Raw genomic sequence first — 11366 nt, forward strand, 5'->3', positions numbered from 1 at the left:
CCTTAATTATACTAAATCAGAGTCTCTATTTAACTTGTACACTTTTTATTCTAGGCCCACGGCGCGATTGACCGCAGTGAGAACAACCGAACAAGCCACGATTTTGATCAGATCGCCAGGAATGTAAACAAGGTTGCTGAGTAACGCAACGGTGAATGGGGTGTGGTAAAAGATGGTTAACCAGATGGTGCCTGCCAGGTCAGTGACGAACATTCCACCTAGTAGTAGGGCCCACAAACTGGGCACCGTTTTAGTGGCTAGAAGGCGCTGGACCGCAGCGACGCTAATGGGGGTTAACAGCCAACCTAATAGGTAACCGCCGGTCGGGCCAATCATGACTGGCAGCCCACCACGCATCCCACTCAGTAGGGGCAGGCCTAACGCTGTTAACGTTAAAAAGGTGGCAATGACCAACGTCGCTGAGCGGGTATTAAGCAGGCCAGCAATCAGAAAAATCCCAAAATTTTGCAGGACGATTGGAACGGGTAACCCAACAGCGATTGGCGGCGTCATACCAAGGATAATCAACAATGCCAGTAAGGTGGCATTCAGGCTCAATTGTTTAGCATTCATCATAAAACTCCTTAAAAAGGTTTGACATTCAAACTAAATGTGATTATATTAAGGCTATTCGATAAATTGGTTTGATGTTCAAACTAAATTACCACGTCGAATACTTAAAAACAAGTACTCAAGCAAAAGGGAGGTTAAAACAATTGGCAATCTTATCTGCCCAAGAAATTATGGAATTGATTCCTAACCGGTACCCAATCTTATTCATGGATTATGTGGATGAATTGGAACCTGGCGAATCAATTGTGGCAACCAAAAACGTCACCATCAACGAAGAATTCTTCCAGGGCCATTTTCCGGGCAATCCGGTGATGCCAGGGGTGCTCATTATTGAGTCACTGGCACAAGCCGCTTCAATTTTAATTTTAAAGTCCCCTGAATTTGCTGGCAAAACAGCTTACCTGGGCGCTATTAAAGACGCCCGCTTCCATCAAATCGTTCGTCCTGGCGATGTTTTAAAGTTACACGTGGCCTTTACAAAACGACGTAGTAATATGGGAGTGGTGCATACAGAAGCAACCGTTGGCGACAACGTTGCAGCTAAGGCAGACTTGACCTTTATTGTGGCACCAAATACGGCGTCAAATTAAGGAAAATGAACAATGGCTGAAGAAAAAAACAATATTAGTAAAGCGGATTTTCGATTTATGAACGATGCATTGGTGGATGTTTACGACCATATTATGCGAATCGAGGAAGAAACGTTGCGGAAAAGTACCTTTCGGGATATTTCGGTGAAAGAAATTCACCTGATTCATGCGATTACGCTGCATGATCACAAAACGAGTACCGAGGTTGCAAATGAATTACGGCTAACTAAGGGGACGTTGACAACGAACGTCAAAACCTTGGAGCGTAAAGGGTACGTCAAACGAATCAACGACGAACAAGATCATCGGGTGACCCGACTGACACTAACCAACAAAGGCAAGCTGTTATACCGGGCCCATGACGCCTTTCATCGCCAAATCGTTAAGAGCTTTATTAAGGGAATGGACGGCAATGAAGTAAAGGTCATCAAGTGTGCCTTGATTAACCTGGAAGACTTTTTGAGCGACATCACCCAGTAAGGACAGCAAAATGACATTTAACTTAATAACAACGGCTCGTGCAGTACCGGATCAAATCATCACGAACTCTGATCTAGCCAAAATAATGCCGACCAGTGACGAGTGGATCAAACAGCGAACGGGGATTGAACGTCGCCACCTCGCCTCAACTGAAACAACGGAGAGCTTATGCATCGACGTTGCCCAGCAGTTGGTGCAGGCCAATAGTATAGGGCCCAAACAAATTGATCTCATTGTGGTTGCCACCATGTCACCAACCTACAGCATGCCCAGTGTGGCCGCAACGGTTCAAGGCGCGATTGGTGCTGAAAACGCGGCGACGCTTGACGTCAATGCAGCGTGCACCGGGTTTGTCTACGCCATGGCTGTTGCTCATGATATGGCAGTCGCAAAGGGCTATCAAAACGTCATCGTCATTGGCGGTGAGGTGATGAGTAAGTACGTTAACTGGCAGGATCGCAGTACGGCAGTGTTGTTCGGCGATGGCGCCGCAGGGGTGTTATTAGCGCTGAACGAGGATGGCCAAGACCATTACTTGGGTGACGCGTTTAAAACCTTTGGCGAAAAAGGGCGCAGTCTCATGGCTGATTTTCGGCCGAACAATAGCCCCTTCGCTAAACCGGTAGAAGCCGACTCATACTTGACGATGGACGGTCATCAAATCTACAACTTTGTGATTAAGAAGGCCCCGGTTGTCATTGAAGAGGTCCTTCAAAAGACCGGCCTGACGTTACCCGATATTGATTGGGTGGTTTTCCACCAAGCGAATGCCAGAATCATTCAACAACTCAGCAAAAAATTAGGGTTAACAGCCCAACAGTGCCCCATCAACATTGACGAATACGGAAATGTTGCAGCGGCGAGCGAACCATTGGTCTTAAACGACTTAGTGGCAAGCGATCAACTAAAACCCGGCGACAAGGTGCTACTGTGTGGCTTTGGTGGCGGGTTGACAATTGGCGCTTCAATATTCGACTACTACAACTAAAACCATTTTGGAGGAATCAATTATTATGTCAAAAGAAGAAATCATCGCAAAAATCATGAACGTATTACAACAAGACGACAGCATGGAAGGTAAAGACATCACGCCTGATATGTCATTCAAGCAAGAAATGAACTTAGACAGTCTTGACGTTTTTGAACTCGTTAACGAAATCGAAGATGAATTTGAAATCGAAATTGACACGGATGAAAGCTTAGACACAGTTAACCAAGTGGCAGACTACGTCCAAAAGCAATTAGTAGCTAAGGAATAATCAATGGCAAAAACGGCTTATTTATTTGCGGGTCAGGGTGCCCAAACACTTGGAATGGGTCAAGACCTATACCGTGAAGAGCCCAGCTATCGCCAAACGGTCACGCAGGCTTCTGACATTCTTGGCATTAACCTCGCTGATCCGGAGGTTGCGGCTGCACCAGAAAACACGCAGGTTGCAATTTTGACGATGAGCTATGGCATCTGGCGGTTGATTGCGCTAACAGCGGCAACGCCTGTTGGACTGGTGGGATTAAGTCTAGGTGAGTATAGTGCGCTGGTTGCTGCTGGCAGTTTGTCATTTGAAGACGGCTTACGGCTCGTGGCAGACCGGTCTCGCTATATGGCGGCGGCTGGTCATGAAACACCGGGGGAAATGGCCGCGGTGTTAACGGACCAGCAAACCATTGTCCAAGAACTGTGCGATAAGATCGATGGGGTCTACATTGCCAACTACAATACGCTTAATCAGCTTGTGGTCGGTGGTACCCCTGAGGCGGTGAAACAGCTCAAACAGGCCTTGAAGGATCATAAAATTCGAGTGGTGCCGCTCAAGGTTGCTGTTAGTTCTCACACGCCATTAATGGCAAGTGCCTCAGAAAAATTGGGCCAACGATTGGAAACGGTGGCGTTTACCGCCCCTAAGTGGCCGGTTTGGAGTAATACAACTGGTCAGCCATTTGCTGTTGAACATTTAGCGGCGACCTTGGTTGACCAGCTAGTTGCGCCCACGCATTTTTATGATGATTTTCGAGGCCTGACGGCGGCAGGTGCGGACCAGTTTGTTGAAATTGGCCCCGGTCACGTTTTAAGTGGCTTTGCTAAGCAGATTGCACCAGCTGCCAAACGGTACCAAATTAATGATATGACAACGTTAAACGCAGTGAGAAGCGAATTAGGATGGTGAGTAAAAATGGCAGATGGAGTTGTGCTGATCACCGGCGGTAATCGCGGAATTGGTCTAGCAATAGCAGAACGGCTAGCGGGTGATGGCGAGAATGTTGTCATCACAACCCGTCACGAGTTACCAGAATCGCAGTTGGCTGCCCTTGATGCGTTGGGCATCCACACGGTTGTGGGAGATGTGACGGATGAAGCTGAGGCCCAGCGGATGGTTAATGACGCAGTGAAACACGGCGAATGGTTAAGGGGGTTAATTAATAATGCCGGGATTAACCGGGATAAGCTAATGACTCGGATGAGCACTGAGGACTTTAATGCGGTACTCCAAACGAACCTAGTCGGTGCTTTTAACATGTCAAAACCGGCGTTGAAGCTGATGCAAAAGCAACGCCAGGGTAGCATTATTCACATGGCCAGTGTGGTGGGATTGACTGGAAACGTCGGTCAAGCCAACTATGCGGCCAGTAAAGCCGGGTTGATTGGGCTAATGAAAACCATTGCCAAAGAAGGCGGCCTTCGTCAGGTTCGCAGCAATGCGATTGCTCCTGGGATGGTCGAGACCGACATGACGGATGCACTCAGCGATAAGACGAAAGAAGCCATTCTGGCTGAAATTCCGGCTAAACGATTCGCGAAACCAGCCGAAATTGCCGATGTTTGTGCCTTTTTATTAAATAACGAATACGTCACTGGCCAGGTCATTACAATCGATGGTGGCTTGACCCTTTAGGAGGTCCACATGGAACGAGTAGTTGTAACGGGAATGGGTGCAGTGACACCTCTAGGAAACGATGCCAAAACCTTTTTGAACGGTGTGGCAGATAGTCGGGTTGGCATTGCGCCAATCACCAAGTTCACTGCGGATACTGGCATTACCGTCGCTGGTGAAGTGAAGGATTTTGAGGCGACTAAGCGCTTGTCAGCCAAGACGGCGAAACGGATGGACCTGTTTTCTCAGTATGCTTTATACAGTGCGATTGAAGCGATGGAAAACGCGGGGCTAGAACCCGATAACGTTGTCTCAGAGGACTTTGGTGTCATCTACGGTTCAGGAATTGGTGGCTTGACCACCATTCAAGAACAAGTCATCAAAATGCATGATAAGGGCCCAAAGCGGGTTTCACCGCTTTTTGTCTCCAATTCAATCATTAATATGGCTGCCGGTAATCTGTCGATTTATTTTAAGGCGGAAAACATTAGTGAAGCCGTTGTCACGGCTTGTGCCTCTGCAACGAACGCCATTGGCGACGCCTTTGAACAAATTAAATTGGGCCGTGCTCAGGTCATGATGACCGGGGGCTCAGAAGCGTCTGTCAACGAAATTGGGATTGCCGGCTTTGCTGCCTTGACCGCGTTATCTAAGTCGACAGATCCATTAAAGGCCTCAATGCCGTTTGATGTGAACCGCAACGGTTTCGTCATGGGTGAAGGCGGCGCCACACTGATTCTTGAAAGTTTGACCCATGCCCGAGCTAGAAACGCGCCCATCCTAGCCGAGATTGTCGGTTACGGGCGAACCTCAGACGCCTATCACGTCACTGCCCCTGATCCTTCCGGCAAGGGTGCAAAACGCGCGATGAGTCAGGCGATTTCAGAAGCCGGTATCAAACCAAAAGACGTCGGGTACATCAACGCGCATGGTACGGCCACCAAGGCGAACGATGCGGGTGAAGCGCGCGCTATCGCGGACTTGTTTGGTCAAGATGTCTTGGTCAGCAGCACCAAGGGAATGACCGGCCACTTATTAGGTGCGGCTGGCGCAATTGAAGCCGTTGCCACAATTGGCGCTTTAAATGGTCAGTTACCACAAAACGTGGGGGTCTACGATCAAGATCCAGAAACCCCCGTCACATTGGTGAATGCGGACAATGCGCACCAACAAGTGAATTATGCGTTAAGTAACTCGTTTGGATTCGGCGGCCACAACGCCGTGATTGCCTTTAAACGCTGGGAGGGATAAGCGTGAACGAGCAAGAAATTGAACGTCTCGTTGATAAGTTCGAGCGGTCCTCATTAAACGAAATGCAAATTAGTGACAACAATTTCAAGTTGTTGTTAACCAAGCCTCATCACTCAAATGCAGCTAATTCGGCTGCACCAGTGGCAACTTCGACACCCGTCCAAACTGCTGAAGCACCCACTGAGGATGATGCCGTTGTGCCGGCGCCGCTGGTTGGCCTTGTTTACTTAGCGGCTCAACCGGGCAAGCCCGTGTTTAAAAGCGTGGGAGATCAGGTTAAAGCCGGCGATGTTGTCTGCTTGATTGAGGCCATGAAAGTCGTGAACGAAGTGAAGAGCCCGTATGATGGCATTTTGCGTGAGGTTTTAGTTGAGGACGGCAGCCTCGTTGAATACGATCAACCGCTCTTTAGAATCGAGAAGAATTGATATGGATATTAAAGACGTGATTCCGCAGCGCCCACCCTTTTTATTTATTGACGAGATTAAAGCCGTCGAACCAGGAGTGGGAGCAGATACAACGAAACTGGTCACCATTAACGAGTGGTATTTTCGGGGGCAACCCAACGACAAGGTCGCACCCATGTTTATGCTACTAGAAATGATGGCTCAAACCGGCGCACTGGCAATTTTGAGCGACCAAGCCGCTGGCAAAAACGTCTTGTTTGGTGGGGTCAAAGCCGCCGAATACACTGTGGCGGTCCACCCTGGCGACCAGCTAGATTGTCATGTGGCCCTATTAAAACAACGCCACGGCATTGGAATCGGTAGTGGCGAAATTAAGGTCGATGGTCAAGTGGTGTTTTCTGCCACGCTAATTTTTGCCATTGTTGAAACAGAGGAGTGAAACCCATGTTTAAAAAAGTCCTGGTTGCTAACCGTGGTGAAATTGCCGTTCAGGTGATCCGTAACTTACACGAGATGGCGATTGAAGCCGTGGCTGTGTATTCGACCGCTGACCGGGATGCCTACTTCGTAGAACTTGCAGATGAGGCCGTTTGTATCGGGGCGCCTTTGCCGGAACAATCATACCTAGATATGAAAAGCATCGTGACCGTTGCGTGTCTGCTCGGCTGTGATGCTGTCCATCCCGGGTATGGTTTTTTGTCCGAAAATGCTGAATTTGTAGCGTTGTGCCAAGAAGTGGGGCTAACCTTTATTGGTCCTCAATCGGAAACTGTCGCCCTAATGGGTGATAAGGCTAGCGCCCGTGAAGTCATGCAAGCTGCGGGGGTTCCGGTTATTCCTGGCAGCGATGGGACAATTTCAGATCTGAACGCGGCCTTAACCCTTGCCGAAAAAATTGGGTATCCAGTGATGCTGAAATCCGCTGCTGGCGGTGGCGGCAAAGGTATGCGACGCGTCGACGACAAAGCTGCATTAACTGTCGCTTTTGAAGACGTTAAACGTGAATCTCAGCTATCGTTTGGTGAAACTGGCATCTATTTGGAAAAGGTCATCGAACATGCAAAGCACATTGAGATGCAAGTGATTGCCGATGACTTTGGTCACGTGGTGTACTTTCCGGAACGGGACTGTTCACCGCAACGCCACCACCAAAAGTTAGTCGAAGAAAGTCCTAGTTCCTTGATTTCGGCCGAGCGTCGTGCTGAGTTAGGCGCCATTGTGGTAAAGGCCTGCCAAAGCGTGAACTACCGGAATACAGGTACTTTTGAGTTCTTAATGGATCCTGATCAACGGTTTTATTTCATGGAAATGAACACCCGGTTGCAAGTTGAACACACTGTGTCTGAGGAAGTGACTGGCGTTGAGATGATTAAAGCCCAGGTTCTGGTAGCAGCTCACCAACCGCTACCGTTTGACCAAGCAGATGTTCAGGTGACCCAGTTTGCAGTTGAATGCCGGATTAATGCTGAAAACCCAGCGGCCCAGTTCATGCCAGCTGCTGGGGACGTCACTGGCCTGTTCCTACCGGTTGGGACCCACGGCGTTAGAATTGACACTGGCCTGCGTGAAGTGGACACCATTTCACCCTACTATGACTCGATGATTGCTAAGTTGGTCACCAGCGGGTCAAATCGGGCGGCGGCGTTGAAGAAGATGCAACGGTTGCTGACGGAGCTCAAAGTCACCGGATTGACAACTAATCAGGCATTTCTAGTGGATTTGGTTGCCAGTCCTGAATTTATCGCGGACGAAGTGAACATTGAGTCCGTTGAACAGACGATATTACCGAGGTGGTTAGATGATGCCAGCAAAGTTTAATGGGTTAGATAAATCGACTCTGGCAAAATGGATGGATAAGATTCCGTCAGATTTATACGTGACGTGTCCGTACTGTAAGCAAAGTGTCTACCACCAGAAGTTGGGCCCCTTTCAAGAGTGCCCCCATTGTGGGTATGGCTTTCGGCTGGGAGCGGCCGCACGCTTAAAAATAGTCACTGACAAATTTGAAGCATTCGATGCGGAGCTAGCGGTTGACCCAGCTCTTGTTGATGATCAATACGCTGAAAAATTAACGAAAGCTAAGCAGCATTCTGGCCTGCCAGAAAGCGTTGTAACGGGGATGGCGACCATCGACAGTTTGCAGGTGGCGATTGGCGTGATGGATTCCAACTTCATGATGGGTTCGTTGGGATCGGCGACGGGTGAGAAGTTGACCCGGCTGTTCGAAGAAGCTACAAGGCGACGTTTACCAGTTGTGCTGTATACCGCATCTGGCGGTGCTCGGATGCAAGAGGGCCTGCATTCTTTGATGCAAATGGCCAAAGTCACTCAAGCAGTCACGGCCCATGGTGAAGCAGGGCTGTGTTACTTGGTGGTGTTAACTGATCCCACAACGGGCGGCGTGACCGCCAGTTTTGCGATGGAAGCTGACATTACGCTGGCTGAACCCCATGCGCTCATTGGGTTTACGGGGCGCCGGGTGATTGAATCAACCTTGCATATTAAGCCACCGGCTGATTTTCAACGAGCTGAAACGTTACTGGCTAATGGTTTTGTGGACGATATCGTGGCTCGGTCGGCACAAAAGGCCACCATTGTGTCGTTACTAAAACTGTCCCAAGGAGGCGCCTAGATGAGTGAAAATGCAGCATACGATATCGTTCAGGCGGCACGGAGTCAGTCAAAAATTGATAGTTACACGTTGATTAATGGGGTATTTAGTGATTTTCATGAGTTGCACGGGGATCGGTTACACGGCGATGATTCGGCCTTGATTGGTGGTGTCGGCCGCTTGAACGGTCGGCCAGTGACCATTTTGGCGACTAATAAGGGCCGTGACATGGCGGAAGGTCAGGCGACTCACTTTGGCTGTGTTAGTCCAGATGGCTACCGTAAGGCGATTCGATTAATGAAACAGTCGACTAAGTTTAACCGCCCCATCGTTGCGTTAATTAACACACCAGGCGCATATCCTGGCGTGGAAGCCGAGTACGGCGGGCAGGGGGAAGCAATTGCTCGAAGCATTCAAACCGGCCTTGGCCAACCAGTACCATATCTGAGCCTCATTTTTGGTGAAGCGGGTAGTGGCGGCGCCTTGGCACTTGCAACGGGTGATGAAGTTTGGATTCTTGAAAAAAGTACTTACTCGGTGGTGTCACCGGAAGGGTACGCGTCGATTTTATGGCGGGATGGGAAACTGGCCGACCAAGCTGCGGCGAAGATGAAGCTCACGCCTAGCGAGCTACTAGCCGCTGGGTTTGTTGACCGGGTCTTGCCCGAGGTGACGACACCCGAGACGTTATCCGCCTTAACGACTCAATTAGATCTTAAAATCACGGCGCTGGCAAAACTGCCTGTCGCCGAGCTGATGGCAGCAAGGCGTCAGCGTTATCGTCAATTTTAACCACTATTAGGAAGGGATGAAGAAATGGACGTTGTGACGGGAAAAACCATCGTCATTATGGGAGTTGCGAATAAGAGTAGTATTGCATGGGGGTGCGCGCAGGCCATCCAGGAAAATGGCGGTCAAGTTATTTTGACCTATCAAAATGAGCGAATTAAGCGCAGTCTTGAACGGTTTGTACCGGAAGAGATGCCAATGATTCAGTGTGATGTGTCTGACGAGAAAACGGTGGTTCAAGCCTTTACAACGATTAAGGACCAATACGGCCACGTCGATGGTTTAATTCACGCGATTGCATATGCCGATAAGGAGAGTTTGGAGAACCCAGTTCTTCAGATTTCTAAAGAAGGGTATAACCTGGCCCAAGACGTCAGCGCATACTCGTTTATTTTAGTATCACGGTTGGCAACCGAAATTTTCCCTGATTTAACAAGCCTTGTCACGTTGACTTACTTTGGCTCAACGCACGTGATTCCCAACTATAACATTATGGGGGTCGCTAAGGCGGCGCTTGAAGCCAACGTCCGTTATCTCGCCAAAGAACTTGGTGATCGTCACGTTCGCGTAAATGCTATCTCGGCTGGGGCCGTGAAAACATTAGCTGTGACAGGGGTTAAAAACTCCAGCACCCTGCTGAAAATGTCGCAGGAACGAACGGTTGATGGGGTGTCCGTGACCAAGTCAGAAATCGGCAACGTGGCCACGTTCTTGTTGAGCAATTTATCAACGGCCATGACCGGCGACGTCATTTATGCGGATAAAGGGGTTCACCTCATTTAGGAGGCGTTAATGCGCGATGATTTAAAAGCAACGGTGATTCGAGAAAACCTGCCATCCCAATGGCTGGTTGATCCTCGGGTGACGGTGTTGCCAAGCGTTGATTCCACCAATACTTATGCTAAGCAACGGCTCAATCACCGACCTGAAATCGTAGTGGCAGAGCGTCAAACGGCGGGAAAGGGCCGGTTTCATCACCGGTTCGTGTCCCCCGCTCAGTCTGGCATTTATCTCACGATTGTTTGGCCCCTCAACGACCAAGCAGACGGGGGACTTGAGGCCGCGCGAGCAGCGGTGGCGGTTGTCCAGGCGGTAGCGGCGGTCACGGGTCTTGAGCTCGCTATAAAATGGCCGAATGACTTGGTGTTTCGGCATCAAAAACGCGGTGGTCTCTTAATTGAACAAGTTCAAACCTCAGCTGGTTGGCAGTTGTTAATTGGGATTGGGTTAAATCTTGCAGCGACTGATGTTCCAGCATTACCGGTCAGCTTAACGCTGGCTGATACCCCCAATCAACAATGGACGCGAAACCAGGTGATTGCGGCCATCTACGGTCAGTTGACGGCGTTGTTCCAACAACCGGCCGCGACGTGGTTGGCGGTTTACCGGCAATCTGTCTTATGGGTTGGCGAACGCGTTCAATTTAATGTTAGTGGGCAAGCGATGATCGGAATATTACAGGGGTTTGATCCCCATAACCGGCTCCAAGTTCAACCCCAAACGGGTCCGCTGTTAGTGCTTGAGGCTGAACGAGTGAGTGAATTGATGCCTCTCGACCAGGATTATCAAAAGCCAAATGAACCTAGTAACGACTTCACTTGAGTTAGATTGAAGTCGTTTTTGTGTTTGATAAGGATTAATTAAAGTCGGACACTTATGGGACACCGTTGCCAACCCGATCAAATCAGAATAAATACTTTCATCATATTCTAATTTGATGTAAAGTAATTCTAATCAAAACCACATGAGGAGGGATTGGGATGTTTGATGAAATTGGTCAGATTATTTTTAATCA

General features: G+C 49.2%; 15 protein-coding genes. 14 read left to right on the plus strand and 1 reads right to left on the minus strand.

Translation table 11 applies throughout. The features are described 5' to 3' along the window. Positions 1–45: 45 nt before the first annotated feature. Entirely contained in the window at positions 46–573 is a 528-nt protein-coding gene (locus LSE01S_RS10200; protein WP_061777533.1) for a biotin transporter BioY, read from the minus strand. A 143-nt stretch (positions 574–716) separates the two neighbouring features. Between LSE01S_RS10200 and fabZ the strand changes: the two genes are divergently transcribed. The 14 genes from fabZ to LSE01S_RS10270 are packed head-to-tail and all read left to right on the plus strand — an operon-like array spanning position 717 to position 11173. Then, entirely contained in the window at positions 717–1163 is a 447-nt protein-coding gene (gene fabZ / locus LSE01S_RS10205; RefSeq protein ID WP_041095665.1) for a 3-hydroxyacyl-ACP dehydratase FabZ, read from the plus strand. Positions 1164–1175: 12 nt separating this feature from the next. Continuing rightward, on the plus strand, positions 1176–1643 hold the full coding sequence (locus LSE01S_RS10210; protein WP_061777534.1) for a MarR family winged helix-turn-helix transcriptional regulator: 468 nt from the start codon (positions 1176–1178) through the stop codon (positions 1641–1643). Between the two features lie 10 nt (positions 1644–1653). Beyond that, positions 1654–2631, plus strand: coding sequence for a beta-ketoacyl-ACP synthase III (locus tag LSE01S_RS10215; RefSeq protein WP_061777535.1), 978 nt, complete (start codon positions 1654–1656; stop codon positions 2629–2631). 25 nt (positions 2632–2656) lie between these two features. Beyond that, on the plus strand, positions 2657–2902 hold the full coding sequence (locus LSE01S_RS10220; protein ID WP_061777536.1) for an acyl carrier protein: 246 nt from the start codon (positions 2657–2659) through the stop codon (positions 2900–2902). 3 nt (positions 2903–2905) lie between these two features. Continuing rightward, positions 2906–3808, plus strand: coding sequence for an ACP S-malonyltransferase (locus LSE01S_RS10225; protein ID WP_061777537.1), 903 nt, complete (start codon positions 2906–2908; stop codon positions 3806–3808). Between the two features lie 6 nt (positions 3809–3814). Next, positions 3815–4534: a 3-oxoacyl-ACP reductase FabG gene (gene fabG / locus LSE01S_RS10230; RefSeq protein WP_041095675.1), complete on the plus strand. Its 720-nt coding sequence runs from the start codon at positions 3815–3817 to the stop codon at positions 4532–4534. A gap of 9 nt (positions 4535–4543) precedes the next feature. Continuing rightward, positions 4544–5764, plus strand: a complete 1221-nt coding sequence (gene fabF, locus LSE01S_RS10235) for a beta-ketoacyl-ACP synthase II (RefSeq protein WP_041095677.1) — start codon at positions 4544–4546, stop codon at positions 5762–5764. 2 nt (positions 5765–5766) lie between these two features. Further along, positions 5767–6192 carry an acetyl-CoA carboxylase biotin carboxyl carrier protein gene (locus tag LSE01S_RS10240; RefSeq protein ID WP_061777538.1) on the plus strand — a complete coding sequence of 142 codons (426 nt, stop codon included), beginning with the start codon at positions 5767–5769 and terminating at the stop codon, positions 6190–6192. Next, positions 6152–6610 (plus strand): 3-hydroxyacyl-ACP dehydratase FabZ family protein, encoded by a 459-nt coding sequence (locus LSE01S_RS10245; protein ID WP_125710723.1) that lies wholly within the window; start codon positions 6152–6154, stop codon positions 6608–6610. Before LSE01S_RS10240 ends, LSE01S_RS10245 begins: the two co-directional genes overlap by 41 nt. Positions 6611–6615: 5 nt before the next feature. After that, positions 6616–7989: an acetyl-CoA carboxylase biotin carboxylase subunit gene (locus LSE01S_RS10250; RefSeq protein WP_061777539.1), complete on the plus strand. Its 1374-nt coding sequence runs from the start codon at positions 6616–6618 to the stop codon at positions 7987–7989. After that, entirely contained in the window at positions 7970–8803 is an 834-nt protein-coding gene (locus tag LSE01S_RS10255; RefSeq protein WP_061777540.1) for an acetyl-CoA carboxylase carboxyltransferase subunit beta, read from the plus strand. Before LSE01S_RS10250 ends, LSE01S_RS10255 begins: the two co-directional genes overlap by 20 nt. Next, positions 8804–9574, plus strand: a complete 771-nt coding sequence (locus LSE01S_RS10260) for a carboxyl transferase domain-containing protein (protein WP_061777541.1) — start codon at positions 8804–8806, stop codon at positions 9572–9574. A 24-nt stretch (positions 9575–9598) separates the two neighbouring features. Continuing rightward, complete coding sequence (gene fabI / locus LSE01S_RS10265; RefSeq protein WP_061777542.1) at positions 9599–10354, plus strand: enoyl-ACP reductase FabI; 756 nt, start codon at positions 9599–9601, stop codon at positions 10352–10354. 9 nt (positions 10355–10363) lie between these two features. Next, positions 10364–11173: a biotin--[acetyl-CoA-carboxylase] ligase gene (locus LSE01S_RS10270; RefSeq protein ID WP_041095690.1), complete on the plus strand. Its 810-nt coding sequence runs from the start codon at positions 10364–10366 to the stop codon at positions 11171–11173. Positions 11174–11366: the final 193 nt, after the last annotated feature.

The sequence above is a fragment of the Levilactobacillus senmaizukei DSM 21775 = NBRC 103853 genome (genome assembly GCF_001592085.1).
Classification (GTDB): domain Bacteria; phylum Bacillota; class Bacilli; order Lactobacillales; family Lactobacillaceae; genus Levilactobacillus; species Levilactobacillus senmaizukei.